The sequence below is a fragment of the Tardiphaga sp. OK245 genome, from assembly GCF_900108575.1.
Classification (GTDB): Bacteria; Pseudomonadota; Alphaproteobacteria; order Rhizobiales; family Xanthobacteraceae; genus Tardiphaga; species Tardiphaga robiniae.
In genome coordinates this window covers 461,484-486,892 of the sequence record NZ_FNWZ01000001.1, presented here as the reverse complement: position 1 = coordinate 486,892, position 25,409 = coordinate 461,484, and the positions used below count along the sequence as shown (strand labels likewise).

21 protein-coding genes are annotated in these 25,409 nt (G+C 62.9%); 13 read left to right on the top strand and 8 right to left on the bottom strand.

Annotation, left to right across the window (positions count from 1 at the left end):
- Nucleotides 1-7: 7 nt before the first annotated feature.
- On the bottom strand, nt 8-1,258 hold the full coding sequence (locus tag BLW80_RS02215; protein ID WP_244527912.1) for a hypothetical protein: 1,251 nt from the start codon (nt 1,256-1,258) through the stop codon (nt 8-10).
- Nucleotides 1,259-1,337: 79 nt separating this feature from the next.
- Here BLW80_RS02215 and BLW80_RS02210 point away from each other — a divergent pair, with 79 nt between their 5' ends.
- Nucleotides 1,338-2,555, top strand: a complete 1,218-nt coding sequence (locus tag BLW80_RS02210) for an MFS transporter (RefSeq protein WP_093756642.1) — start codon at nt 1,338-1,340, stop codon at nt 2,553-2,555.
- On the opposite strand, the gene dgcA is transcribed toward BLW80_RS02210, so the two are convergent.
- The gene (dgcA, locus tag BLW80_RS02205) at nt 2,525-3,496 is read right to left on the bottom strand and encodes an N-acetyl-D-Glu racemase DgcA (protein ID WP_093756641.1); all 972 of its coding nucleotides are present in this window, start codon (nt 3,494-3,496) and stop codon (nt 2,525-2,527) included. The genes BLW80_RS02210 and dgcA overlap by 31 nt on opposite strands.
- A 253-nt stretch (nt 3,497-3,749) precedes the next feature.
- Between dgcA and BLW80_RS02200 the strand changes: the two genes are divergently transcribed.
- From BLW80_RS02200 to BLW80_RS02180, 5 genes are read left to right on the top strand one after another with little or no spacing between them, the layout of a single operon-like run.
- Nucleotides 3,750-4,880 carry an ABC transporter permease gene (locus BLW80_RS02200; protein ID WP_093756640.1) on the top strand — a complete coding sequence of 377 codons (1,131 nt, stop codon included), beginning with the start codon at nt 3,750-3,752 and terminating at the stop codon, nt 4,878-4,880.
- A gap of 5 nt (nt 4,881-4,885) precedes the next feature.
- On the top strand, nt 4,886-5,698 hold the full coding sequence (locus tag BLW80_RS02195) for an ABC transporter ATP-binding protein (RefSeq protein ID WP_089265212.1): 813 nt from the start codon (nt 4,886-4,888) through the stop codon (nt 5,696-5,698).
- Nucleotides 5,699-5,717: 19 nt separating this feature from the next.
- Nucleotides 5,718-6,647 (top strand): MlaD family protein, encoded by a 930-nt coding sequence (locus tag BLW80_RS02190; RefSeq protein ID WP_089265211.1) that lies wholly within the window; start codon nt 5,718-5,720, stop codon nt 6,645-6,647.
- Between the two features lie 31 nt (nt 6,648-6,678).
- The gene (locus tag BLW80_RS02185) at nt 6,679-7,554 is read left to right on the top strand and encodes an aldose 1-epimerase family protein (protein ID WP_093756639.1); all 876 of its coding nucleotides are present in this window, start codon (nt 6,679-6,681) and stop codon (nt 7,552-7,554) included.
- A gap of 53 nt (nt 7,555-7,607) precedes the next feature.
- The gene (locus tag BLW80_RS02180) at nt 7,608-8,012 is read left to right on the top strand and encodes a GFA family protein (RefSeq protein WP_093756638.1); all 405 of its coding nucleotides are present in this window, start codon (nt 7,608-7,610) and stop codon (nt 8,010-8,012) included.
- 108 nt (nt 8,013-8,120) lie between these two features.
- Here the strand turns inward: BLW80_RS02180 and BLW80_RS02175 are convergent, their stop codons facing one another.
- Nucleotides 8,121-13,535, bottom strand: a complete 5,415-nt coding sequence (locus tag BLW80_RS02175; protein WP_093756637.1) for an apolipoprotein A-IV repeat region-like domain-containing protein — start codon at nt 13,533-13,535, stop codon at nt 8,121-8,123.
- 303 nt (nt 13,536-13,838) lie between these two features.
- Here BLW80_RS02175 and BLW80_RS02170 point away from each other — a divergent pair, with 303 nt between their 5' ends.
- On the top strand, nt 13,839-14,309 hold the full coding sequence (locus tag BLW80_RS02170; RefSeq protein ID WP_349633085.1) for an Hpt domain-containing protein: 471 nt from the start codon (nt 13,839-13,841) through the stop codon (nt 14,307-14,309).
- Between the two features lie 166 nt (nt 14,310-14,475).
- A complete protein-coding gene (locus tag BLW80_RS02165; protein WP_089265206.1) occupies nt 14,476-14,796 on the top strand; it encodes a 2Fe-2S iron-sulfur cluster-binding protein in 321 nt (106 codons plus the stop codon).
- Nucleotides 14,797-14,836: 40 nt separating this feature from the next.
- Here the strand turns inward: BLW80_RS02165 and BLW80_RS02160 are convergent, their stop codons facing one another.
- Nucleotides 14,837-15,289 carry an acyl-CoA thioesterase gene (locus BLW80_RS02160; protein WP_093757307.1) on the bottom strand — a complete coding sequence of 151 codons (453 nt, stop codon included), beginning with the start codon at nt 15,287-15,289 and terminating at the stop codon, nt 14,837-14,839.
- Between the two features lie 200 nt (nt 15,290-15,489).
- On the opposite strand from BLW80_RS02160, the gene BLW80_RS02155 reads away from it, so the two are divergent.
- From BLW80_RS02155 to BLW80_RS02145, 3 genes are all read left to right on the top strand, one after another.
- Nucleotides 15,490-16,518: an NAD(P)/FAD-dependent oxidoreductase gene (locus BLW80_RS02155; RefSeq protein WP_093756635.1), complete on the top strand. Its 1,029-nt coding sequence runs from the start codon at nt 15,490-15,492 to the stop codon at nt 16,516-16,518.
- Nucleotides 16,519-16,780: 262 nt separating this feature from the next.
- Nucleotides 16,781-17,416: a DUF2147 domain-containing protein gene (locus BLW80_RS02150; RefSeq protein WP_089265204.1), complete on the top strand. Its 636-nt coding sequence runs from the start codon at nt 16,781-16,783 to the stop codon at nt 17,414-17,416.
- Nucleotides 17,417-17,687: 271 nt separating this feature from the next.
- Nucleotides 17,688-18,257, top strand: a complete 570-nt coding sequence (locus BLW80_RS02145) for a DUF4865 family protein (protein WP_093756634.1) — start codon at nt 17,688-17,690, stop codon at nt 18,255-18,257.
- On the opposite strand, the gene BLW80_RS02140 is transcribed toward BLW80_RS02145, so the two are convergent.
- The gene (locus tag BLW80_RS02140; protein WP_068735591.1) at nt 18,254-19,111 is read right to left on the bottom strand and encodes a LysR family transcriptional regulator; all 858 of its coding nucleotides are present in this window, start codon (nt 19,109-19,111) and stop codon (nt 18,254-18,256) included. The genes BLW80_RS02145 and BLW80_RS02140 overlap by 4 nt on opposite strands.
- A 158-nt stretch (nt 19,112-19,269) precedes the next feature.
- On the opposite strand from BLW80_RS02140, the gene BLW80_RS02135 reads away from it, so the two are divergent.
- Nucleotides 19,270-20,814, top strand: a complete 1,545-nt coding sequence (locus BLW80_RS02135) for an MFS transporter (RefSeq protein ID WP_093756633.1) — start codon at nt 19,270-19,272, stop codon at nt 20,812-20,814.
- A 53-nt stretch (nt 20,815-20,867) separates the two neighbouring features.
- On the opposite strand, the gene BLW80_RS02130 is transcribed toward BLW80_RS02135, so the two are convergent.
- Both BLW80_RS02130 and BLW80_RS02125 read right to left on the bottom strand, forming a co-directional pair.
- Nucleotides 20,868-22,772 carry an SGNH/GDSL hydrolase family protein gene (locus tag BLW80_RS02130; RefSeq protein ID WP_244527986.1) on the bottom strand — a complete coding sequence of 635 codons (1,905 nt, stop codon included), beginning with the start codon at nt 22,770-22,772 and terminating at the stop codon, nt 20,868-20,870.
- A gap of 134 nt (nt 22,773-22,906) precedes the next feature.
- Nucleotides 22,907-23,983: a lysylphosphatidylglycerol synthase transmembrane domain-containing protein gene (locus BLW80_RS02125; RefSeq protein ID WP_089265201.1), complete on the bottom strand. Its 1,077-nt coding sequence runs from the start codon at nt 23,981-23,983 to the stop codon at nt 22,907-22,909.
- A 402-nt stretch (nt 23,984-24,385) separates the two neighbouring features.
- On the opposite strand from BLW80_RS02125, the gene BLW80_RS02120 reads away from it, so the two are divergent.
- Nucleotides 24,386-24,892: a YciE/YciF ferroxidase family protein gene (locus tag BLW80_RS02120; protein ID WP_093756632.1), complete on the top strand. Its 507-nt coding sequence runs from the start codon at nt 24,386-24,388 to the stop codon at nt 24,890-24,892.
- Nucleotides 24,893-24,961: 69 nt separating this feature from the next.
- Here the strand turns inward: BLW80_RS02120 and BLW80_RS02115 are convergent, their stop codons facing one another.
- Nucleotides 24,962-25,396 carry a hypothetical protein gene (locus BLW80_RS02115; RefSeq protein WP_092147113.1) on the bottom strand — a complete coding sequence of 145 codons (435 nt, stop codon included), beginning with the start codon at nt 25,394-25,396 and terminating at the stop codon, nt 24,962-24,964.
- Nucleotides 25,397-25,409 lie beyond the last annotated feature (13 nt).

Below are 25,409 nucleotides of genomic sequence, written 5' to 3'. Positions count from 1 at the left end.
GAAGCGCTTACGAGAAGAACGCGATCTTCTCGGCCTGCGTCATCTTGCGGATCGGCGCCAGCGGGTCCGATGCCGGCGCGTTCGGATCCGCGATCACGCCGCCAGCGATCAGCGCTGCGCCAAGGGACGGCGCGGCAGCTTCCACCTGAGGCACCAGATCCGGCTGCGGCGGCTCGGGTGCCAGCGCAACCTCTGCAATCTGCGCCAGCGTCATCAGATCGGGATTGAGGGCCTCGGGCTCTGCTGGTTGAACAGCGACAGCTTCAACCTGCATCACCTCAGGCTCAACGTATTGAGGCTCGGCAAGCTGAGGCTCAATAACGTCCGGCTCGCTCAGATCGAGCGCGCCCATCTCTGCGGCGACCATATCGAGCACGGCGAGGTCATGTTCGTCCTCAGCAATCCCTGCCGTTTCAGGCGCCTCCGGGACATCGTCCGCAGCGATAGCCGCGGAGGCCTCGGCCATCGTGGCGGCAAGCTCCGCGGTGGCTTCTGCGACAGGCGCGGCCGTTTCAGCGACGGTCTCTACGACCACCGTCTCTGCAACGGGCGGCTGTACGGAGGCGCGCGGCGGTTCGACGCTTGAGATCGTGACCGTCTCAGCCAGCACTTCGCTCGCCTGCGACTTGAACAGCGGCGTCACGGATGCTTCGCGCGCCTCTGCGACAACAGGCTCAGCCTTTTCGGCAACCGGAGCCGGCTCGGCCTGCGCAACCGTTGCCGCGCTGCCATCGACCATCTGCTCGATGCGCTGCATCAGCAAGTCGTAGCTCGCCAACACGTCCTCGCGGCCATTGCCGTTGAGCGCCTGCTGGCCGGCCTCGATGGCCTTCACCTGTGTGTCCAGGAGATCGCAGATGCGCGTGTCGGCGCCGCATTCGCGCAGCGTCCAGGCGATCTCGCGGATGATGCGGGTGCCGTTACGGGCGCCGGTCAAAACCTCGTCGGCGTCGACGCGCGGCATCGCCTCTATGGCGCTGGCCTTGGCCTGACGGACGGCAGAACGGATCGCGCCGAGCGCGGCGATCAGGCTGAGCGCCGGCGCCTGCTTCTGGGCGGCGAGATTGGCTTCCAGCCGCGTGACGGCTTCGAGCACCAGGCTGGTATCGGCCGTGCGGTTGCGCTTGGCATATTCGGCGAGAAACCAGCGGCCGCGCGCGGTCTCCATGAAGGCTTCGCGGATCGCGTCATAGTCTGCCTCGCCCGGCAGGGTGGGGCGGGCGGAGATCGGCGACAGGGCAAATGCTTCTTCGGCCATCAGGATAACTCGTGGCGCGCACGGGGATGCGCGGTATGTAACCATCACCACGATCCCGTAGCGAATCGCAGTTCACCTCATGATAGCCGAATCTGCCACCCATAGCGCCCCGCAAATCCGCCGCAAATTCGCGCAGCGGCTGGCGATGTTCTACGGCACCGTGTTCGGCTCCAGCGGTTTCTATCTGCCGTTCTTCCCCGTCTGGCTGAAGGCGATCGGCATCGATCCGACCTGGATCGGCGCCATCCTTGCTGTGCCGTCGATGACGCGCTTCACCACGCTGCCCTTCATCACGGCGTTTGCCGAGCGCCGTCATGCCCTGCGCCAGACGATGATTGTCTGTGCCTTTCTCACCATGATCGGCTTTGCGACGGTGGGCACGCTACGCGAACCGCTCGCCGTGCTCCTGGTGTTCGCGCTGACGGCAGTGGTCTGGACGCCGCTCACGGCGTTGACCGATGGCTATGCGCTGAAAGGCGTGGTGCGCTTCGGCTTCAGTTACGGTCCGCTACGGCTGTGGGGCTCGGCGGCTTTCGTGGTTGGCGCGCTCGCCTGCGGTCTGGTCGTCAATTGGCTCGACGGCGAGCATCTGATCTGGGTGATTGTTGCAGCGATGGTACTGTCGGCTGTCGTCAGCCTTGGTCTGCAGCCACTGGGCGCGCCGACAGGCGACGGCACGGTGCTGTCGAAGGCAAGCGCGTTGCTGCGCGATCCCGGCTTCCTCGCCATAGCGGTCTCAGCCGCACTGATCCAGGGCAGCCATGCCGGCTACTACACCTTCGCGTCGATCACCTGGCAGGCGTCCGGCCTCGACGGCCTCACCATCGCTGGTCTATGGACCCTCGGTGTGCTCGCCGAAATCATCCTGTTCGCAGTGTCGCCACGCCTGACTTTGTCACCTGCAACCATGGTCATCCTCGGTGGCCTTGGCGCATTGCTGCGCTGGACGCTGACCGCGCAAACGCTTCCCCTCCCGATTCTCGTGGTTGTGCAATTGCTGCACGGCGCGACCTACGGTCTGACGCAACTCGGAACAATGGGCCTGCTGCTGCATCACGTGCCGCCGCACGTCATGGCGCGGGCGCAGGGTTATGTCACCGCCTGCACAGGCCTTGTGATGAGCAGCATGGCGGTTCTGTCAGGCGCGATCTATGCACGTTACGGCGAGGGCGTTTACTACGTGATGGCCGTGCTTGGCCTTGCCGGCGCGACCGTCATATGGTTCGGCCGGCATCGCGCCGGGCAGCCGCCGGACGTTGCGGGCGATCAGCCCCAGAGCGCCGCGTCGGGCGGATAGACCGTGCTTTCGTCATAGCGCAGACCGCCGTCGCGATCTCCGGCGAGCAATAGCGGGCCATCAAGATCGACGAAGCGTGCATATTGCGCAATCAGCATCGCGGGCGCCATCGCCAGCGACGTCGCCACCATGCAGCCGACCATGATGTCGAGATTCATGGCGCGCGCGGCATCGGCCATCGCCAGCGCTTCGGTCAGGCCGCCGGCCTTGTCGAGCTTGATGTTGATCGCATCGTAACGCCCGCGTAACGCCTCAAGCGAAGCGAGGCCATGCACGCTCTCGTCGGCGCAAACCATGATCGGCCGATGCACATGCATCAGCGCATCATCCTTGCCCGCCGGCAGCGGCTGCTCAATTAGCGTGACGCCGGCGTTATGGCAGGCATCGAGATTGGCTTTCAGGTTGTCCGGCGTCCACGCCTCATTGGCATCGACGATCAACTCGGATTCGGGTGCAGCCTGGCGCACGGCCTTGATGCGGCTGATGTCGTCGCCACTGCCGAGCTTGATCTTCAGCAGCGGCCGGTAGGCGGCCTTTGCGGTGGCGGAGGCCATCGCCTCGGGCGTACCAAGCGAGATCGTATAGGCGGTGGTGCAGGCGCGCGGTGCCGGCCGCTGCAGCATGTCCCAGACGCGCTGGCCCTGGCTCTTGGCTTCGAGGTCTAGCAGAGCGCAATCCACCGCGTTGCGGGCGGCACCGGCGGGCATGGCCGATTGCAAGGCGTCACGGCCGAGGCCTGCGGCAAATCGGTCCTGCATCGCCAGAATGGCGGCCAGCGTAGCCTCCGGGGTCTCGCCATAGCGCGCATAGGGCACGCATTCGCCGCGGCCAGTTACGCCGCCGCGGCTGATCTCGGCGACCACGACGACGGCCTCGGTCTTGGCGCCACGGCTGATGGTGAAGGCGCCAGCGATCGGCCATTGCTCGATCCGGGCGGTCATTAGGGCGGGGGCAGCGTCGGATGCGGACAATGCGGCGTCTTTCGGGCTGTGCCGGCAACGGCGGGTAATGACGTGTCTATAAGTTTACGTGATCGCCGTGAACTTGTTTGCGACGCAATGCCGGTGTCTGACAGGGCGGATTAAGGCTATATTAACCATAGCAACGTGTTGGCTTCACTTGGCTTCTCAGAAACGTATTTGGGCGTGTTAATACTTTGTTCATGCACAGACTGAACGCCCGCGGGAGCCTGTTTTGAGCGGCCCGACCTTGGAACAGATCGCGAAAGGCGACGGCTTGGCGCTGTGCGCGGCTGGGTCGTGGACGGCGCGTTTTGCCCCCTCGCTCGAAAAACTCGTCGGCGAGGCTGAAAAGCTGACCGGTAGCCGCCCCAACATCTTCATCGACGTGTCGCAGGTCTCCAAGCTGGACACATTCGGCGCCTGGCTGATCGAGCGGTTGCGTCGGGCGCTGACCAACGGCGGCCACGAGGCGCAGATCGCGGGCCTTTCGGCGAATTACGCGACCCTGGTCGACGAGGTCCGCCGCGTGAAGCCTGCAGTCCCGTTACCGGCAAGCGGTAGCGCTCTGACTGCCGTGCTCGATGGCATCGGCCGCAATATCTATGGCATCGGGGAAACCCTCGTCGCGCTGGTCGATATGATTGGTGCCGTGATCGCGGCCTGGTTCCGCGTCTGGCGGCATCCGTCGAAATTCCGGCTCACCTCGGTGGTGCATCACCTGGAGCAGGTGTGCTGGAACGCAGTACCGATCGTGGTCCTGATTACCTTCCTGATCGGCTGTATCGTTGCCCAGCAGGGTCTGTTCCATTTTCGCCGCTTCGGTGCCGACGTCTTTGTGGTCGATATGCTCGGCGTGCTGGTGCTGCGCGAGCTTGGCGTGCTGCTGGTGGCGATCATGGTCGCCGGTCGTTCTGGCAGCGCCTATACCGCCGAGCTTGGTTCCATGAAGATGCGCGAGGAGATCGATGCGCTTCGCACCATGGGCTTCGATGCCATCGAAGTTCTGATCTTGCCGCGCATGGTGGCGCTGGTACTGGCGCTGCCTATTCTCGCATTTCTCGGTGCGATGGCTGCGCTCTATGGCGGCGGTCTGGTCGCCTGGCTCTATGGCGGCGTCGATCCGTCGTCGTTCCTCTCGCGGCTGCGCGAGGCGATTTCGATCAACCACTTCATCGTCGGCATGGTGAAAGCGCCTGTGATGGCCATGGTGATCGGCATCGTGGCCTGTGTCGAAGGCCTGGCCGTGCAGGGCAGCGCGGAGTCGCTGGGGCAGCACACCACCTCGTCAGTGGTGAAGGGGATCTTCTTCGTGATCGTGATGGATGGCGTATTCGCGATCTTCTTCGCAACGATCGGGATCTGACGGCCATGACCTCGACGACTGCGACGCCCATTACTGAGACGCCGACGGCTGCCGCCTCCACCTCTGCCGATGCGATCATCAGCGTGCGCGATCTTACCGTGGCATTCGGCAGCCGTCGGGTGCTCGACGGCCTCAACCTGAACGTGGCGCGCGGCGAAATCCTCGGTTTCGTCGGCGCGTCCGGCGCGGGTAAGTCCGTGCTGATGCGCACGATCATTGGCCTCGTGCCAAAGGTCTCCGGCACGATCGAAGTGTTCGGCACCGATCTCGACAGCGGCGACAAGGAACGCCGCGAAGTCGAGCGGCGTTGGGGTATCCTGTTTCAGCACGGGGCGCTGTTCTCGTCGCTCAACGTGCGACAGAACATCCAGTTTCCGGTGCGCGAATATCTCAAGGTCTCGGAACGTCTGCTCGACGAGATCACCATGGCCAAGCTTACCATGGTCGGTCTCAAGCCGGAGGTCGCGGATCGCTATCCGTCGGAACTTTCAGGCGGCATGATCAAGCGCGTGGCGCTGGCGCGGGCGCTCGCGCTCGATCCGGAGATTGTGTTCCTGGATGAGCCGACATCGGGTCTCGATCCGATCGGCGCCGGCGATTTCGACGAACTGGTGCGCACGCTGCAGCGAACTTTGGGGCTGACCGTTTTCATGGTAACTCATGATCTCGACAGCCTGCATACAGCCTGCGACCGGATCGCCGTTCTCGGTAATGGCAAGATCATCGCGCAGGGAACGATGGCCGACATGCTGGCCTCGCAGCATCCCTGGCTTCGGGAATATTTCCACGGCAAGCGCGCACGCGCTGTTATCGGCTAGTTGTACTGGAGTTGGTTTGATGGAAACGCGGGCGAACTTCGTCCTGATCGGAATTTTCACGCTGGCGGTGATCGCCGCAGCGTTCGGCTTCGTGTTGTGGTTCCAGAATCTGCATTCGACCACGCAGCGCACGCCGCTGCGCATCATTTTCGAAGGCGCGGCGTCGGGTCTGCGCAACGGCGGCAATGTCAACTTCAATGGTATCCGGGTCGGTGAAGTCGTCTCTGTGAAGCTCGACAATCCCAAGCGCGTCGTTGCGCTGGCGATGGTCGAGAATATCGCGCCCATTCGCAAGGACACGCAGGTCGGCCTGGAATTTCAGGGGCTCACCGGTGTAGCTGCAATCGCGCTGAAGGGCGGCGATGAAGCTGCGCCCGCGGTCCCGCTGGATACCGACGGCGTGCCGGTGCTGACGGCCGATCCGGAGCTGCTGCGGGATATCTCTGAATCGATCCGGGCAACGCTGAACAACGTCAATCGTCTGGTCGCAGACAATCAGGATACTCTCAAGGGCGCCATGAAGAATGTCGAAACCTTCACGGCGACGCTGGCGAAAAATTCGGAAGTAATCGACGGCATCATGCTGAAGATCGACAGTGTGATGGGCAAGGCCGATGGCGTCATGGGCAAAGCCGACAGCGTCGTTGCGCGGACCGACAATATCCTGCTCGGCCTTGATGCGCTCGCGGGCGGCAAAGACGGCGGCGAACTCACGGCGGCTGTGAAGTCGTTCCATGAGCTGACCGAGAACCTCGACAAGCGCTCGGGCGCTCTGATTCTCGACGGTCGCCGCACGCTCGCCGATATCAGCCGGGCGGTGAACAATCTTGACCGCAACCCGACGCGCCTGTTGTTTGGTGCCAGCAGCGGCACACCCGCGGCTGCGCCTGCACCGGCGGCGCCTCCGGCATCTGTTGCTCCGCCGCGTCGTCGCCAGCAGGCTCAATAGACACCAGTCCCGATATACATGGAGAGCGCTGATGGAGACCCAAGATAGCTTCACCATCAGCAATGGCCGCGTCACGGCGACGATCAAGGCCGATGGCGCCGAACTCTGCTCATTGAAGGATGCGCATGGGCATGAGGTGCTCTGGCAGGCCGGTGAGGAATGGCCTCGCCACGCGCCGCTGCTGTTTCCGATCGTCGGGAAGCTGAAGGACGATGTGCTGCGCCATCGCGGCCAGGTCTATGCGATGACCCAACACGGCTTTGCGCGCGACCAGCGCTTCAGCTGGACCGGGCAGGGACCTGCATCCTGCGCGCTGTCGCTGGCGGACAATGACGCCAGCCGGGCGAAATATCCGTTCTCGTTTCGGCTTGACGTCACCTATGTGATCGAGGGCGATGAACTGGTGATCGGTTATGCCGTGACCAACACTGGCGACGAGATGCTGCCGGCCTCGATCGGTGCGCATCCCGCGTTTCACTGGCCTCTGACGGATGGCGCCGACAAGCGCGCGCATACGATCATCTTCTCCGATGCTGAGCCGGCGCCGATCAGACGGCTCGAGGGTGGACTGTTGCTGAGGGAGCCTGAACCATCGCCGGTGCAGGGCGGCGCACTGGCGCTGTCGGAATCGCTGTTCGTGAAGGACGCGATGATCTTCGATCATCTCGCCAGCAGGTCGCTGAGTTATAGCGCGCCTGGCGGACCGACAATCACCTTCGCCTGGGAAGGCTTTCGCGAACTTGGCATCTGGTCGAAACCATCCGGGGCTGCATTCCTCTGCATCGAGCCGTGGTACGGCTATGCCAGCCCGGTGGATTTTGACGGCGAGTTCGCCGACAAGCCGGGCGTGATGCATATCGCGGTGGGCGAGACGCGCAGCTTCACCCAACGCATCGGGTTCGCATAAGGTAACTGTCGCGGCCCGTGATCCAGCAGACCGCTGCATCGAGGAGGTCCGTCATGTCGAGAACTGCGTCCTGTTCGTGCGGTCAGCTGTCCATCGTGCTCGAAGGCGAGCCGAGGGGCGTCGGTATATGCCACTGTTTCGCCTGCCAGCGCCGGACCGGCAGCGTCTTTGCCGCGCTCGCGGGGTTCGGGCCAAGTTACAATGTGAGCGGCATCGCGACTGAATATGTCCGCACAGGGGATCAGGGGGCGCGCTTCCGATTCCGGTTCTGTCCCGTCTGCGGCACCAATCTCTTCCATACCGAAGAAGGATATGAAGCGCGTTCCGTAGCGGTGGCGGTCGGCTGCTTTGCCGATCCGGATTTTCCGCCTCCGGAGATCTCCGTCTATCATTGCCGGCGGCATGCCTGGGTGTCCTTGCCATTCGGCGTCAACATTCACGACAAGGATCCCGCGTGATGACGGCACCGGCCTGGCCCCGCGTATAGCGCTCCGGCACAACAGCAGGCTCAACAAAAAAGCGGAGGCATCGCTGCCTCCGCTTTTCGCATTCGTATTTAATCTTGCTTAGCCCAGCCGACCCGCTGCATGCGCGAGCAGGGTGTAGACCAGACCCGTTTCCGAGGTCAGATGGCTGCGCAGCGCTGCCGGACCGCGTTCATCGCGGGCGACTTCGTCAAGCAGGCGTTCGAACTCGGTGATGTAGCGATCCACCGTACCCTTGAAGTTGCGGTCCGACCGATACTTGCGGGCGACTTCATCGAAAGCCTTCTGGCCGGCGGGCGTATAGAGCCGCTTGCTGAAGGCCTTGCTCTCGCCGCGCTGATAGCGATCCCACATCTCTGCAGCCAGCGTCCGATCCATCAGGCGGCCGATATCGAGCGACAGCGACTCCAGCGGATTGGCCGAGGCTGCAGGCTGCTGCGGAGCCGGTGCGCGGCGCGGCGGCGTGCGATCTTCCTCGACGTGATCGGCGCGGCCGAGCAGATCCGACAGCCAGCCGTCACGGCCCTGGTCGGAGTTGGCCGGAGCGACCGACGGCGCTTCGGTGCGACGCGGCGCAGGACCACCGATATCGGGCATCGGCAAGTTCGTTGCGCTACGGGCAGGCGGCTCCTCGCGGCGCGGGGCCGGACGCGGAGCCTCGTGGCGCGCTTCACTACGGCTGCTGGCGATCGCCATCGCCGGCTCCTCGTCACGCTGCACGCTGGTGGTACGGCTGGTCGAGACCACGTCGAGGCCGCGGCCGTGGCGGGCGACGATGCGGTTGAGCTCGGCGAGCGCCTCGATCTGGTCGACGATCACCTTGCGCATCTGCGCAGTGCTCTCGGCGGCTTCCTGCGGCATGTCGAGAACGCCACGGCGCAGTTCCGTGCGGGTGCTCTCGAGCTCGTTGTGCATTTCGGCAGCCATCTGCTTCATGCTGGCGACCATCGACGAGAACTTGTCGGCCGACTGCTTGAACATGGCATCGGCTTCCTGCGTGCCCTGCTGGTAGATTTCGCTCATGGCTTGCGTTGTCGCGCGGCGTTCTTCTTCCGCGGCGGTGCGGACGGCTTCGAACTGCCGGCTGATCGCAGCCGAGCCCTGACCGGCGGTCTCTGCGACGACGCGGGCGATGTCGCGGGCACGCTCTTCAGCGGCTGCCAGCGATTCATCGAGCAGGCCGGTGAAGCGGGTGAGGCGCTGATCGAGATCGGTGGTGCGCAGATCGATGGTGGTGACCAGCGATTCCAGCGCCGCCTTGCGTTCGCCGACCGACGACATCGTGGTGCGGTTGCTCTGTTCGACCAGAGCCGCGGCATCCACGAGGGCATGGCCATGGGTTTCGAACTGGCCCGAGAGTGAGCCGAGATCTTCCAGGGCCTTGGAGGTCTTGGAGGTGAACACGGTGAGCTGTTCTTCCAGCGTCTGGGTGGCCAGGCCGTTGCGCGAGGTCACGTCGTTCATGGTGGACACGAAGTCCGCCACGCGGGTGACCAGAGCGCGCTCCAGCGAGTTGAGATTGTCGTGGGCGCCGGTGAGGACTTCCTGCAGCAGGATGTTGCCTTCACGCAGGCGTTCGAACAGCGCCACGGTATCGGTGCGCAGGATCTTGCTGGTTTCCTGCATCTCCGTGACCGCAGTGATCGAGACCTGACGCGACTGCTCGATGGCGGCGCGCGAGCTCTGCTCGAGATCCTTCAGCGACTTGTTGACCGCACCGGTGGCGAGTTCGCCAGCCGTGGTGATGGCGCGAGCCACGTCTGTGCTGTTGGTGACCATGGTCTGCGAGAAGGTCTGGCCGCGGCTCTCGATCGCCTTGAGCGCGTCGGCGGTGACGCGATCGATATCGACCGTGAGCTGATTGGCCTTGGCGCCCAGCGCATCGACCAGCGAACCGCGCTTGGCGTCGACCATCTGCGACAGACGGTCGGTCTGCTGCTGCACATAGGTGACGATTTCGTCCGTCTTGCCGGTCATCGTGGTGCCGAAGCTGCCCGAAGCGGCGAATACCGACCGCTCGATCTCCGACGAGGTGGTCTTGATCTTGGTGGTGATCTCGTTCGAGGCGGCAACCAGCGAGTTGTGCGCATTCTGCGCACTGGTCTGGATGTTGTCGGTGGTGTTGGCAGTGACGTTCGAGAGCGAACGCTCGATGTCGGCGGAGATCACCTTGATCTGGTTCGCGGCATCCGCCGAGGAGGTTGCCAGCGAGGTCTGCACTTCGCGGGCACTCGACAGGATCGCAGCCGCCGTATCGGCGCCGACCGCGGTGAGTGTGCGCTGCACGTCGATGGAGAGCGACTTCACGTGGCTTGATGCCTCGGAAGACGCCGTGACCAGCGTGCTCTGGGCTTCGCGGGCGCCGGCGACGATCGACTCGGCAGTTGCGGTGCCGGCGGTGGTCAGGCTGCGCTCCATGTCGGCCGCGAGGTTGCGGACGTGGTTCGACGCTTCGGTCGAGGCGTCGATCAGCGAGGACTGGACGTTGCGCGTGCTGGCCAGGATCGAGTCCGCGCTGGCGGTGCCGGCGGCGATCAGGGTTCGCTCGACATCGGCCGCAAGGGTGCGGACCTGCTGCGAGGCGTCGGTCGATGCGGCGACCAGTGTGCTCTGCGCGGCGCGGGCGCCGGACAGGACCGAGTCGGCCGTCGCCGTGCCGGCAGCAGTGAGCGTGCGTTCGATATCGGCCGAGAGCGACTGGATCTGGCTGGCAACTTCCGAAGAGGTGGCGACCAGGGTCGACTGGGCGTCGCGGGCACCCGACAGCATCGAGGCTGCGGTGGCGGAGCCGGCCGCGGTGAGGGTGCGCTCGACATCGGCCGACAGTGACTTCACCTGCAACGAGGCTTCCGAAGACGCATTGACCAGCGTGGCCTGCGCATCGCGGGCACTGTTGACGATGGCCGTGGCGGCAGTGGTGCCGACAGCGGTCAGCGAGTTCTCGATATCGGACGCCGTCAGCTTGAGCTGCGCGCCGACATCGGTCGAGACCGACACGAGGGATTCCTGCGCGGCGCGGGCGCCGGCCTGAATGGTCTCACTGGTATTGACCATGAGATGCGTGAGCGAACGCTCGGCGTCCTCGACATTGGTCTTGATGCCGATCGAGAGTTCTTCGGCGCGGGCCATGAGCGAGTCGCTGGCTGTGCGGCCGGAGGTTTCGATACGACCGGCAACGGCTTCGATGCGCGAGCCGAGCAGTTCCTCGAACTGTTCGACGCGGGTTTCGATCCCGCCGGCGACGATGCCGATACGACCTTCCATGCCTTCGTGGATCGTCTGGAAGCGTGCAGTGATGGTATCCGCGAACTGTGTGCTGCGGCTGTCGATAGCATCGGTAACGTTGTTGATGCGGCTGTCGATGGCCGTGATCGCCTGCGTCGTGCCTTCGGTGAGCGAGCTCGTGAAGTAGGAAAGGCGGTCGTCGATCGAGTGGATCGCCTGCACGGCGCCTTCCGTGAGCGCGGTGGTCAGGTGGGTCAGGCGGCCGTCGACCGAGCTGACTGCGAGATTCGCGCCTTCGGTCAGGGCGGTGGTCAGATGCGTCAGGCGCGCGTCGACCGACTGGACGGCCTGATTGGCACCTTCCGAGAGCGTCGATGCGAGGTTCTCAAGGCGCGTATCGATGGTCGCGGTGACCGACTGCGCCCGAGCGTCAAACGTTTCTTCAAGGCTCTTGAGACGTCCATCGACGGTCTCGTCGAACGACTTGATCCTGGTGTCGAGCGACGCATCGAGATTGACGACGCGGCCTTCGAATTTGGTCTCGAATTCTGCGAGGCGGGTGTCGAGCGACGACGTGATGCCGCCAACATTGGACGCAACGCGGGTGTCGAAATTATCGACATAGGTCTTCAACGTTTCCGAGATGTCCTGCGTACGCTGACCCAGGCGATCGACGACTTCGCCGCCGAAGGTCTTCACGGTGCGGTCGAATTCCGAGATGTGCTTGGTGATCAGTGCGCCCAGCGTGCCGCTGTCGCGCGAGAAGCGCTCGGCCAGCTCGCTGCCCTGTTCCTTCACCAGTTCGTCGAAGGCGTTCATCTGCAGGCTGAGGGTGTCGTGCGCGGTTTCGGTCTGGCTCGCGACCTTGGCGACCAGTGCGTTGACGGTGGCGTCGAGGGACTCGCCCGCCTTGTCACCTGACGTGAGGATCTGGTTGGCCAGGCGGTTGCCGGCATCGTCGATCTTGCTGACGAGGTCGCCGCTGCGCAGCTCGAGTTCGAGCAGCAAGCTATCGCTGGAATTCTTCAGCGAGTCGTGGACCTGCTCGGTGCGATCCGACACGCGATCGACGATGGTCGATGAGCGCTGTTCGAATTCGCTGGTGATGCGGTCGATACGCTCGTTGAGCATTTCGTGGACGCGGTCTGCCAGATCGACGAACTCGTCGTGTACGTGGCCGGTCTTGAAGTTGAGGCTGGTGGTCAGACGCTCGCTGGCGTCGAGCACCGCGCGGGTGGTCTCGGCACTGGCCTCTTCGAGGCGGTCGAGCAGGTCGCCACCACGCTCGCCGAGCGCGAGGATCATGTTGTCGCCGGCATTGCCGAGCGCGCGGGTGATGTGTTCGCCGCGCTCTTCGAGGGCGCCGGTGATGCTCTTGGCGACTTCATCGACGCGCGATGCGATGGCGTCCGAAATCAGTGCGATGTCGTGGCGGAGATCGATCTGCACGCCCGAAATGGCGGAGCGAACCTGCTCGGCCTGACCGACCAGGTTGTCGCGCTGATGCGCGATGTCCTGCAGCAGCGCGCGGATGCGGACTTCATTGTCAGAGTAAGCGCGCTCGAGCGCGGAAACTTCATTGGCGACGAGGGTTTCGAGTTCGCCGGCACGTGCAATCGCGCGCTCGACGCCGTCGCCCATCGCGGCGACTTCGCGGCGGATCGCCTGGCCGACCGTGACCATCGAGTCGCTGGCAGTGCTTTCGGGCTCGGAGAAGCGGATCGCAACCTGTGCCATCGACTGGGCGATCAGGCGCATTTCCTGGCCGCGCCAGGCGAGGCTGGCGAGGAAGTAAAACAGCAAAATCGGGGCGAACAGCAGCGCGGCGAGACCGGCCAGCGCCAGCGTGCCGCCGGAGCCCTGACCGATCAGGGCCTGCAGCGACGGCAGGAACGCAACGGTCAACAGGCCTGCGCCGACGATCCACAAGCCGGCGAACAGGGTGGCGAGCGTATAGACGTTGCGGGCGGGGCGGTTCTTCTGCAACGCCTGCAGGATCTGGCCGATGGTTTCGCGGTCATCGTTCGCGGGACGGCGCGCAAAGCGCTGATCGTCCTGCGGCTCGAAGCTCGGGCGATCATTGGCGATGCGTGCGTCGAAGGCGTTGTCGTCGAGGTCGATGGGGGAAGATGGATTAGCGGGAGCGTTGTCGGCACGGATCGCGGGTTGATCGCGATCGACATGCGCGGGGTCGCTGATATTGAGTGCTTCCTGGATGGCAGAGAGCGCGACTTCGGTCGGATCCTTGGCCTTTTTGGTGTTGTTTGCCATGCTCGTTCCACGCCCCCTGATTACGCAACTGACACAGAAGTCCCCACGATTCGTTCCCGCCTGCAGCATGGCGACTGGCCATGTGCACCCCGCGGGACGAATTTCGGACTGCCGGTCGCTCGGCTTGTCCGCTACTTCCGCAAACATCCTATTGGCTTGGTCGTGCGAATGAAATGGTTCTGGTTAAGACATTCTTAATGATAGTTAACGGCTTCCTCCGGTAACTTCTTGTAGCGCCTCAAATAAACGGAATGGCCCCTCAATCGTGGCGAGTTTGCGTCAAAACTGCGTCAACCCAGCGGATTGTACCTAGAACGTTCCGTTAACCAATTCCGTGTTTGGCTGCAAAAAATCGCAGCCGGATCGTTCGGTTGGCGGGAATTTGGGCCATCATCAATGCCGCTTCACCTCGAACGGGTTCAATGGATGCCGTCACCGCCGCTGGTTCCCGATGACGGACCGATCGATTTCCCCCACCTTCAACGTATGACTATGGGCGATAGCAGCCTGGAACGTGAAGTTCTGGCGATGTTCGCGGCCCAGTCGAGCGAGTTGATCGAGAAGATCGTCAAAATGCCGGCGGATGCGGCTGAACTCACGCACAAGCTGAAGGGCTCCGCGCAGGCGGTCGGCGCGTTCCGCATCACGGAAGCCGCCGAATGGCTGGAAACTACGCTGCGCGATAGCAGCGATACCGCTGAGGCCCTGATGACGCTCACTGACGCCGTTCTCGAGGCGCGGGCGGAGATCGACGTCCTTCTGAAACGGTCCTGATCCCCAAGGGATCAGCTTTGATCCCAAAGGGATCGTTTTTGATCCCCCATAAGGGGTCATGCTTGGCCAGCTTTTCCAGATGACGGTTTTGCTGCGGAGCGCTGGCGCGATCCGGATCGACCCGTTATAGGACAGCCGGTATCTTCCTTTCGGCAGCGCGAGCATCATGGCCAAGATAAACTTTGTCGATCACTCCGGTGAGACCCGCAGCATTGACGCCGAGATCGGCTCCACGGTGATGGAGGCGGCCATTCGCAATGCCATCCCGGGTATCGAAGCCGAGTGTGGCGGCGCCTGCGCCTGTGCCACCTGCCACGTCTATGTCGACGAAGCCTGGCAGGAGCGCGTCGGTGCGCCGACGCCGATGGAAGAGGACATGCTGGACTTCGGTTACGACATCAAGCCGAACTCCCGGCTGTCGTGCCAGATCAAGATCACCGATGCGCTCGATGGGCTTGTCGTGATCACGCCGGAACGCCAGGCCTGAGCTTCCCAAGACTTGTTCTGAGCTTTCCAAGCCCTGTTATTTACTGCGCGTTCAAGCCGCGCAGCATCCACGGCTGAAACCGGTCGATGACCTCGGGCGGGATCGGCGTCGGCTGGCGGCTGGTGAGGCCGACCATCACGGTCGTTGCAATCGCCGAGGCCATGCACTTGCCTTCCGAAAACACTACCTGCGAATAGGTCACCGAGGTCCGGCCGATCTTGGTAACGCCGAGCCCGAGTTCGATCTTGCCGGGCCAGTGCAATTCGGCGCGAAAGTGAATATCGAGCCGCGCCAGCACCCAGCTTTGCCCCGGCGCGATCAGCCCGCATGCCGGGTCCCGCATCAGCAACACGCGGCTGGTTTCGAAATAGCTCGAATACACCGCGTTGTTGACGTGGTTATTCGGATCGAGATCCGCAAAGCGCACATTGTCCGACAGGCGATAGGGATAGTCGTCGAGGACGGGCGCCGGGGCGCGGGCAGGGGCGTTCACGAAATTGATCTCCAGCAATGCTTGGCAGGTTTGCGCCTGTTACAGCGCAGTTGCACAGCCCAGGCAAGGGCGGGGCACATGCTGATTTCAGGCCGAGCCGCTGTGGCTTTCCCCGTGTGGCGCCGCTAGGCTGGACGCAATTGCCGGATGGCGCCGGGCTCTGCGATCTCGCAGGGCTGGTTCAACCGAGAAAAAACACTATGGGCGAAACGATCAAGACGGACGTGCTGATCATCGGCGCCGGCCCCTGCGGACTGTTCTCCGTTTTTGAACTTGGTCTGCTCGATATGAAGGTCCACCTCGTCGATATCTTGGACAAGATCGGTGGCCAATGTGCCGAGCTCTATCCAGAAAAACCGATCTACGACATTCCTGCGATTCCGCTGGTCACCGGTCAGGGGCTGACCGAAGCACTGCTGGAGCAGATCAAGCCGTTCCATCCGACCTTTCATCTGAATGAAATGATCGAGACCATCGAGAAAATCGGCGATCCCTTGTTTCGTGTCACGACGGATGCCGGCCAGGTGTTCGAAACCAAAGTGGTGGTGATCTCCGCCGGCGGCGGCTCGTTCCAGCCGAAGCGTCCGCCGGTGCCGGGCATCGAGGCCTATGAAGGCACGTCGGTGTTCTACGCGGTGCGGAAGATGGAGCAATTCCGCGACAAGGATCTGCTGATTGTCGGCGGTGGCGATAGTGCGCTGGACTGGACGCTCAACCTGCATCCGGTCGCGCGGCGCGTCACGCTGTTGCATCGGCGCGATGATTTTCGTGCTGCGCCTCACAGTGTCGAGCAGATGCGCAAGCTCGTGGCAGCCGGTCAGATGGACCTGCAGATCGGTCAGGTCACAGCGCTCGAAGGCGAGGGAGGCCATCTCACTGGGGCCGTCATCAAGGGCAATGACAACGAAAGTGTCCGGATCGACTGCAATACGATCCTGCCGTTCTTCGGCCTGACCATGAAGCTCGGTCCGGTCGCCAACTGGGGCGTCACGCTGGAGAACAACCTGATCCCGGTGGAGACGGCGTCGTTCGAGACCAATGTCCCCGGCATCTTCGCCATCGGCGATATCAATACATATCCCGGCAAGCTGAAACTCATCCTGTCCGGCTTCCACGAGGGCGCGCTGATGGCACAGAAGGCGTATCACTACGTCTATCCGGACAAGCGGCTGGTGTTTCAATACACGACGTCCTCCTCCAGCCTGCAGAAGAAGCTCGGCGTTAACTAACTTCGGCTAGTTGTTGGAATCATCTTGTATGACGGAGATGCAAAGGCGGTTCGGATCGCCGGTAACCGCGTCGGGTCCGGTGGGGCAGCTTGTGGCAAAGCTGTGGCCGCTGACACAATCGGACATCCGGCGCGCGATCGGCAATCTTGCAAAAGCCATCAACCGCGGTCACTCTCTCGTCGCGGAAGATTGATAGTCTATGCAATCGGATCGAGTGCGGACTCGGCGGATGCCTGGACGACGAACTGCACTGGGGAAGGCGATGGCACAACTTCGATCCCGACGTCTGGCGCTCACAGTCGCCTCAAGTCTGGCCGCATGCGCGATGTTTGCCGGCCCTCTCCACGCCGCTGAGCCGACTGCTGCCGGGCTTTGGCAGAAGGTCGAGAATAACAAGCCTGTCGTCTGGGTTCTGGTGGTTGATCATGGCGGCGGCGTATTCGAAGGCGCGATCGCCAAGACGTTTCCGAGCCCCGATGACAAGCCGGGCGACGACTTCTGCGGCAAGTGCGTCGATGACCGGAAGGGCCAGCCAGTGCTGGGCATCTCCTTCATCCGCAACATGCAGCAGCAGGGACTGAAATACGAGAACGGCAACATTCTCGATCCGCGCGACGGCAAGGTCTACAAGGCCAAGATGAGCGTCAGCGCCGATGGTCGGGCGCTCACCGTGCGTGGCTATTGGGGCATTGCGCTGCTCGGCAAGGACGAGACCTGGTACCGTCTGCCCGACACCGAAATGGCCTCGCTCGATCCAACCGTGATCGCGAAATATGTGCCGACCCTCGCGGCAGCAGCCGTGAAGCCGCCAACCGTCGGTAATGCCGCCGCGAAGGCCCCCGTCGCGCCGATGAAGAAGGCCAGCAACGTGACGCCGGGTAGCAACGTCGCGCGCTGATCGCCGCCAACTTGCTTGTGGCTCCCCCACAAGCGAAGACTGTCCAACACCCCCCACACATTCTGGAAGCCGACGCCATGGCGCGTCGGCCATTTCGTTGCCAATTCAATCGTGGCGCGCCAGCTTCCAACGTTGCTTGTCGGCTCTCTCCGGACGTCATTTATTTGAATACCGGATCATAGAAATATGATTCCACGTCTGTTCTTCGCGGCCCGTCGATCGATATCGTGCATCGATCCAATGACAATGGCTGCTGAAGGAGCCCATCACGATGATCGTTGCGCATTACGAGCATCGCTTGCCCGCCGACTATGATCTCGGCCGGATCCGCTCACGCGCACAGGAGCGTGGGCCGCTCTGGGATGCAAAGCCGGAGCTTTATTTCAAGGGATTTCTCTTGCGAGAGAGCGGGCGCTTCGGGGCAACGACGTCCAGCTATTCCTCGCTTTATCTGTGGCGGCACGACGAGGCATTTCGCGATTTTCTCGTGAACGGCGGATACAGGATCGTCGTCGATATGTTCGGTCGGGCGCGGATCGAAACACGCGTTGCTCTCGATGCCCGGAAGGGGGCTGGACGGGACGCCCGCTTTGCCTATCGGCAGGACGTCGCTATTTCGCCCGATGCCGATCTCGCAGCGGCAATGACAGGCGAGATCGAGCGCAACGCGGATCTCTCGGCGCGCGCCGGAATCGTTGCAGCCGTCGTCGGACTGGATGCCGAGACGTGGGTCTTCACCCGCGTTCTGCTGTCAGAGAATGAACAGACCGATGCTGGCGCTTGCTACCAGATCCTGCATCTGGCGCAGCCGCTGCTGGATCGCCTTCCATACGCTACCTAGCTCGTATGCGCGCGGTGTTCGCGGAACGCAGCCGCGAGGGTTCGCAGCGCTTGGCGAGACTGCATATCCGACAGTGTCGAGAGAAGTACGATTTCCGACGACGCCAGCGGTGGCAGGCCAAACTTCTGGCTGACTTCGATGGTGCCGGCCGGTGCAAGCCGGCAGGAGAAGACCGCGGTGGCAAGGCCCGCCGAGACAGCGTCCGACACGACTGAAGAGCCGCCACCGAGAAACACCTCCGTCCATGCGATGCCGGCCGCGTCCAGCGCATGAATGGCAACGTCATGCACGCCACATACCGGCGTTAGCGCCGCCAGTCGCAATGCCTCGCCCGGCCGGTGCACAAAGCCTGGTGCTGCGAACCAGCCGAAATGCTCGGGCGCAAGCACTTCGCCGTCGCGTCGGTCATCCTCACGCCGGACGATGGCCGCATCGATTTCGCCGCGGTCGAATGCGTCCAGCAAATTGCGTGAATTATCGAGGCGAACCTCGATCGTGAGCGTGGGGTCATGGGCATTCAGGCGAGCCAGCAGGGTCGGAACCTCCGGCCCGGCCACATGGGCCGCAATGCCGAGTGCGAAACGGCGACGGGTCGCAGACAAAGCTGCGACAGCGCGATCATGCGCGGCCAGGAAGTCGCGGGCTGAATCGACGAATAGCGCGCCTTGCGCCGAGAGGCGCACCATTCGCGGAGTTCGTTCGATCAATTTATGGCCGAGGCGGTCTTCCAGCCGCTTCAGCTTCACGCTGATCGCGCCCTGGGTCGTGCCGAGCGCTTCCGCCGCGCGGGTGAAGCTCTGAAGATTGGCGATGGTCACGAATGCCTGCACGGCATCCACGTCCAGGGCACTCATTTGAATTATCCAGATTTGTTGTTTCTGAAATATTCAATCATCCAATTCTGAAATGGTCAACCTCTGCCTATGTTGCGTTCATCACAACGCAGACCGGGTGGACCTCGTCCCCTGTCGTCGGGCTTCACTGTGGCGCGTTATTATCCCGAAAGGCTCCCATGCTCTCCGAATCGACACGACAAAGCACATTGGCTTTGGCGGCTGCCTGTCTCACCTCCCTGATGTTCGGTCTGGAGATTTCCAGCATTCCCGCGGTCCTGCCGACACTGGAGCGGGTGCTTCATGCCGATTTCAAACAGCTCCAATGGGTCATGAATGCGTATACGATCGCGGTGACGACGGTGCTGATGGCAACCGGCACGCTCGCGGATCGCTATGGGCGCAAGTGCGTCTATCTGATTGCGATCGTCGCGTTTGCCGCGGCATCGCTGCTTTGCGGCCTGACCGAAAATATATTGGTGCTGATCGTTGCCAGATTTCTCCAGGGCATGAGCGGCGGGGCGATGCTGATCTGCCAGGTCGCGGTGCTATCCCATCAATTTCCGGAAGGGCGGCAACGCGCCGTTGCATTCGGCTGGTGGGGGATCATCTTTGGCATCGGTCTGGGCTTCGGCCCGATCATCGGTGGTGCGATCGTGGCTTTGTCGAGTTGGGAATGGGCCTTCCTCATCCATGTCCCGCTTGCCGTGATCGCCCTGATCCTCGCCGGGAGCGGAGTTCGCGAGTCGCGCGATCCGGAGGCCAGCAGCCTTGATCTTGCAGGGATCATCACGCTCTCGCTTGCAGTCTTCTGCCTCGCATTCTTCATTACGCAAGGCCCGGATATCGGCTTCGACAGCTGGACGGCGTTTGCGGTCGTCGGCGTGTTCGCTGCAAGCCTGATCGGCTTTGTCTTCGCCGAGCGTTTCAGCCCGAGGCCGATGTTCGACTTCACCGTCTTCCGGATCCGTAATTTTTCCGGCGCGCTGGTCGGCTCGATGGCCATGAACTTCAGCTTCTGGCCGTTCATGATCTATCTCCCGATCTATTTCCAGGCAGGGTTGGGTTATAGCAGCGTCGGCGCCGGACTGTCGCTTCTGGCCTATACGTTGCCGACGCTGGTCGTGCCGCCGGTGGCCGAACGGCTCGTGCTACGTTTCCATCCCGGTCTGGTCATCCCGCTCGGCCTGTTCACGATCGGAGCGGGGTTCTTCGCCATGAAGATCGGCAGCTCGGTCGCGCATGCGAGCTGGCTGACGATGCTGCCGGGATGCGTCCTTGCCGGCATCGGATTGGGTCTGACCAATACGCCCGTGACCAACACGACGACCGGATCAGTGCCGCAGGAACGCGCGGGCATGGCGTCAGGCATCGATATGAGCGCCCGCATGATTGCGCTTGCCATCAATATCGCGCTCATGGGCCTCATTCTCGTCGAGGGAGTTCGTGCGTCTTTGAAGGCCGCGCTACCAAGCGGTACCAGTGTCGAGCTCTTACGCTCGCTGGCAGAAAGCGTCGCCGCCGGCACGGCGCTCGCGTCCGAATACAATCCCGGCGGAGCCGTCATTCAAGACGCCCTGACCCAAGGGTTCGGCTGGGTCATGCTCTATGGCGGAATGAGCGTGTGGATTCTCGCGGGCATCAGCTTTGTTGTCTTCGGCCATGGACTGCCGAGACGCGCGCCACATGGTCAAAGCTGTGTCGAAGGCGACGGTCGGGCGTAGTCCGGACCGCTTCGCTTCTGCCGGGACCGCGATGGATAGCTGAGCTGATCGTCCTATCGCGCGGCTGGCTGCAGCACCATCGGTGCCAGCGGCTCCTGCGTGACATCAGCTTCCGCGCCCAGCCGCAATACGCTCGCCGCTGCCGGCACGACGGCATCGGCCATTGCTGCATGACCTTCGCCGGTGGGATGGATCGCGCCGCCATAAACGGCCGAGAGAATGCCCCAGGTCGCATCGTGGATATCGGCCGGCTGGATCGCCGCCGAATAGCCCTGCGGATAGGTCATCGCCGCGAAGTAGCTGTCATTGGCGTCGCGGATCCAGCGGCCACGCGGCAAATAGGGGCGGAATTCGCTGGCGCCGCGACCGCACACCATCGGCTGCGCCGCCGCTTCGACGAGACTGGTCTCGAAGCTTTCGCCCTTGGGCGAGAAGCAGGCGCGATCGAATTCGGGATCGGATGAGGAGCGTGCGCAGAAGCCGTGATTGGCGAAACTCGCCTGATGCTGATCGACGAAGGTCATACGGTCGGCTTCGGGATTGCGGCACAGTACGCCGCCCTGGCACAGCGCGATGGACTTCAGTTGCGGCAGGAATTCGGACTCGACGAAATTCGCGACATTGGCCAGCCGCTGCGGATCGGCTGAGAATGACGGGTGCACGTCGAAGCCGGCCGGGCCGCCGGGGCAGGGTGCGCCATTGGCGAAAGTCGGGTTGGCGTAAGCGGCAAACACCACGCGTGACATGTCTCCGCCGAGCAGCGGCTTCAGGGCTTCGCGCACCTTGCCGAAGCTGGAGGGCAGTTCGCGTACCAGCGCGCTGCGGGAGTCCTCGACCGAGCCGAGGATGCCGCCGCGCTTGAAAAGTGCGCGTTCGGTGGCGTTCTCGACGATGACGTCGGCAACGAGCCCGGAGAAGTTGATGTCGTTGGCGCCGATCGACAGCAGCACGAGATCGAGCCGGCGTGCCGGCTGACGGCGCTTGGCGGCGGTGATGGCTTCGCGCAGTTCGGCGATCTGCGCGTTGACGCTGCCCGCACAGGTGCTCGCATTCTTCGTGGTGAGGCACTCACGCGCGCGCTGTCCACCCAGCAATCCGTCGGCGATGGTCGCGCCCGAACAGGCCAGCGGCAGATAGGTGACGGCGATGTGCGGATACTGCACGGCGAGCGCCAGCGCGGCGCGTGTCTGGTAGCTATAAAGCGAGCGGTGGCACGCGGCATTGAACCACTGCGCGCCCGCGCGCTGCCAGGCCTGTAGCGACTCGTAGGAGTCGCAGGAGCGGCCGCCTTTGAAGCCGGCGCGGCTCGGCCGATAGAACTGCCCGCTGGGGCCGCCGAGATAAGAGCGGAAGCAGAAGCCGTCATCGGACAGCGCGACGGGACGATCCGGATTGCCTTCGCCCGACGCAATGGAATCGCCGAGGCCCGCAATCAGGATGTCGCGGACGGCGATGTCGGCGCTGACCCGCACAGGCGCCTCGGCGCCGCTGGTGACCTCCACAGTCGCGACCGTGCGGCGACCATAGATGGCGCGGAAATTGATCGGCTCGGCGCAATCGAGCGTAGATTGGCGCGGGCCTTCGCCGTCCTCGAAGGTCCAGGCGCAGATCGCACCGACCGGCACTTCGCCGGTGAGGCGGACTGTGATCGGATGTTCGGTCGGCGTCAGGTAGCTTTCCTTGACGGTGTCACGGGTACAGGGCTCGCTGACCTTTCCGGCCAGATCGATGCACAGCCGGTTGACGGTGTTGCGCGCCCAGCCGCGGCCATCGCTCTGCACGCCCAAAGCCTGTTCGGCACCCAGCACGCTGCGGTTGCGCATGGCGTCGACATGGAGCTGGAAGTCACGTTCTTCGCGGAATAGTCGAAAGCGGTTGCGCACTTCCCAGGAAATCTGGATCGAACTGTTGGCGACGCCCTGCGCGGCGGCCGGTTCAACCGGCAGCGCGCCCAGCATGCCGAGCAGCAAGGCGAAGTTGATCAATGAACGTCTGAAATAAATGGGGGCCATGGCGGTGTTGAACGTCACGTATGGGGCGGAAGTAAGAAATCGATTGGCCGGACGCGCGATGTGGCGCGCCCGCGACTGATTCAACCCTGTGACTGACGCTTCAATGGCTGCTCATGCACCACGACCGGGGCGGGCTCGGTCTCGCGACGTTCATTGCGGTCATCCAGGCGGCGCCTGTGCCATGGCTGGATGACACTGAGCCAGATTTCGCGGGTGCCCATGATGCAGATCGAGATGGCGAACGGGATCATGAAATACAGGATCCGGAACATGACCACAGTGGCGACCAGCTCCTCCTGGCGGAACTGCGGCAGCGCCACCAGCAAAGCGGCGTCGAACACGCCAAGGCTGCCCGGCGCATGGCTGGCGAAGCCCAGCAGGGTGGCCAGGATGAACACCACAGCCAGTGAGACGAAATCGATAGTGGGCTGATCTGGCATCAGCAGATACATAGCCAGCGCGCAGAAGCCGAGATCGACAACGCCGATGGCGATCTGCAGCAGCGTCAACTGGGCGGAGGGCAGGACGACCTTCCAGCCGTTCTGACCGAGCTCGCGGCGTTGCTTGCCGATCGACAGCCAGATCAGATAGCCGATGATGCCGGCCAGACAGCCGAACCCGATCAGCCGATTGATGGCATTGGGCAGGAGATCGATGGCCGAGGCGGCCTGCGGATGCCAGACCATGCCGATGCCCAGCACGAACAGATTGCCAAGCCAGAAGGTCAGTCCGGAGATGAAGCAGATCTTGGCGACGTCAATGGCATTCAATCCGTAGTCCGAATAGATACGGAAGCGGATGGCGCCGCCAGTGAACACGGTGGCCCCAATATTGTGGCCGATAGTGTAGCTGGTGAAGCCCGACAGCGCCGCGATCCGATACGGCACATGTTTCTTGCCGATCGTTCTGAGCGCGAAGTAATCGTAGAAGGTGAGGGTGCAGAAGGCGCCGATCACGCACAGCGTCGCCATGGCGATTTGCATCGTCGATTTTGCGGCCATCGCCGCCAGGATCTTGGCGGTATCGAGGCCCTTCAGGGTATGCACCAGATGGGAGATGGCGAGGGCGATGACGATCAGGCTTGCAACAACACCCAGCCGTTTCCAGCCGACGTGTTGCTTGAAGCCGCGCCCGAGCGCGGTCAGCAATCGTTGCATTCGTCCTCCCGGCGGAGCGCGAACAGGTGGAAAGCCGATCGGGGTAACAGGCGGCAAGCGGCGACCAATTCACTCATACGCGAAGTTCACTCATCAAGCCCAAACCCTTACGGCAAAAACGTTCCGTTGTGCAGTCCTTGACAGCGCCAGCGTTAATGCCGCGCCGCAAGGTCGCCACATACCCGCGCCGGCTGCAAAGCCCTAACCCTGCACGACAATCGCACAGACAATTCCGAGCCATTCGTCCCGCATTTCATATAGGCGGGCAAGTCGAATGTTCCATGCGGCAAATCAAGACGGTCCCGGAACACGTCCCAATATCGATGGTTACCGGCCTATCGCAACCGAGCGGGACAATGCGCCGCAGCGGCCACCCTGTTCCAGAACACCGGGATTGAAACGATGGGACTGTTCACCAAGGACATCAAGACGATGGATGACCTGTTTGTGCACCAGCTGCAGGACATTTATTACGCGGAGAAGCAGCTTCTGAAGGCGCTGCCGAAGATGGCTGACAAGGCGACCGAACCGCTGTTGAAACAGGGCTTCATGACGCATTTGCAAGAAACCGAAGTGCATGTGCAGCGGCTTGAACAGGTCTTCGCCATGCACGGCGCCGAGGTAAAGGCGGTTACCTGCCCGGCAATCGACGGTATCATCAAGGAAGCCGACGAGACCGCCGGGGAGGTCGAGGACAAGAAGGTACTCGACGCCGCACTGATCAATGCGGCTCAGGCCGCCGAGCACTATGAGATCGCACGGTACGGTAGTCTGATCGCCTGGGCGCGCCAGCTTGGCCGCAACGATTGCGCGGCCGTGCTGCAGAAGACGCTCGACGAGGAAAAGACCACCGACAAGAAGCTGACGTCATTGGCCGAAGGCAAGGTCAATATGCGCGCCGCAAGCTGATCACGGTACCAGCGATCACACGGCACGGAAACGTCGCGCGGGCAAAACCTGCGCGACGTTTTGCTTCGCCTACGCCTTTCGCAGCGCAAAATGGGCGCCGCAGAACGCCATGACGCCGCCGAGGCCGAGGGCGGCAAGACTGGCCAGAACACCCGATGCCGTCGGTATAGCGTTGGGCGCCGAGGCCGCCTGACCGGCGCCGGCCAGAAACAGCACGCCGATGGCGATCAGAAACTGCCGCATGCGCTGCGGGATGCGACCGGATGCTGCGCTGTGCAGCAGGTTAGCGGTCACATAGCCGCCGACAAAGGCCATCGCCGCTATCAGCCACCAGGCGAAGGCGGATCCGATCGGCATGAAATTGTCGGGATCGTTGCGCCAGAGGCCACCGAGGTCGAGGCCGAATCGCTGGCCGAGCATGTGTACGGCCAGCGCCAGCAGCAATCCTGAAATCATCGCGCCGGCCAGAATCAGGCGGCGCGGAAAAGTGGTCGTCTCGGCCATGGCAAGCTTGTAA

What these genes read in the sequence shown, in the direction of transcription:
- BLW80_RS02215 (WP_244527912.1), bottom strand. Translation starts at nt 1,258, where the DNA reads ATGGCCGAAGAAGCATTTGCCCTGTCGCCGATCTCCGCCCGCCCCACC.
- BLW80_RS02210 (WP_093756642.1), top strand. Translation starts at nt 1,338, where the DNA reads ATGATAGCCGAATCTGCCACCCATAGCGCCCCGCAAATCCGCCGCAAA.
- dgcA (WP_093756641.1), bottom strand. Translation starts at nt 3,496, where the DNA reads ATGACCGCCCGGATCGAGCAATGGCCGATCGCTGGCGCCTTCACCATC.
- BLW80_RS02195 (WP_089265212.1), top strand. Translation starts at nt 4,886, where the DNA reads ATGACCTCGACGACTGCGACGCCCATTACTGAGACGCCGACGGCTGCC.
- BLW80_RS02190 (WP_089265211.1), top strand. Translation starts at nt 5,718, where the DNA reads ATGGAAACGCGGGCGAACTTCGTCCTGATCGGAATTTTCACGCTGGCG.
- BLW80_RS02185 (WP_093756639.1), top strand. Translation starts at nt 6,679, where the DNA reads ATGGAGACCCAAGATAGCTTCACCATCAGCAATGGCCGCGTCACGGCG.
- BLW80_RS02180 (WP_093756638.1), top strand. Translation starts at nt 7,608, where the DNA reads ATGTCGAGAACTGCGTCCTGTTCGTGCGGTCAGCTGTCCATCGTGCTC.
- BLW80_RS02175 (WP_093756637.1), bottom strand. Translation starts at nt 13,535, where the DNA reads ATGGCAAACAACACCAAAAAGGCCAAGGATCCGACCGAAGTCGCGCTC.
- BLW80_RS02165 (WP_089265206.1), top strand. Translation starts at nt 14,476, where the DNA reads ATGGCCAAGATAAACTTTGTCGATCACTCCGGTGAGACCCGCAGCATT.
- BLW80_RS02155 (WP_093756635.1), top strand. Translation starts at nt 15,490, where the DNA reads ATGGGCGAAACGATCAAGACGGACGTGCTGATCATCGGCGCCGGCCCC.
- BLW80_RS02150 (WP_089265204.1), top strand. Translation starts at nt 16,781, where the DNA reads ATGGCACAACTTCGATCCCGACGTCTGGCGCTCACAGTCGCCTCAAGT.
- BLW80_RS02145 (WP_093756634.1), top strand. Translation starts at nt 17,688, where the DNA reads ATGATCGTTGCGCATTACGAGCATCGCTTGCCCGCCGACTATGATCTC.
- BLW80_RS02140 (WP_068735591.1), bottom strand. Translation starts at nt 19,111, where the DNA reads ATGAGTGCCCTGGACGTGGATGCCGTGCAGGCATTCGTGACCATCGCC.
- BLW80_RS02135 (WP_093756633.1), top strand. Translation starts at nt 19,270, where the DNA reads ATGCTCTCCGAATCGACACGACAAAGCACATTGGCTTTGGCGGCTGCC.
- BLW80_RS02130 (WP_244527986.1), bottom strand. Translation starts at nt 22,772, where the DNA reads ATGCTGGGCGCGCTGCCGGTTGAACCGGCCGCCGCGCAGGGCGTCGCC.
- BLW80_RS02125 (WP_089265201.1), bottom strand. Translation starts at nt 23,983, where the DNA reads ATGCAACGATTGCTGACCGCGCTCGGGCGCGGCTTCAAGCAACACGTC.
- BLW80_RS02120 (WP_093756632.1), top strand. Translation starts at nt 24,386, where the DNA reads ATGGGACTGTTCACCAAGGACATCAAGACGATGGATGACCTGTTTGTG.
- BLW80_RS02115 (WP_092147113.1), bottom strand. Translation starts at nt 25,396, where the DNA reads ATGGCCGAGACGACCACTTTTCCGCGCCGCCTGATTCTGGCCGGCGCG.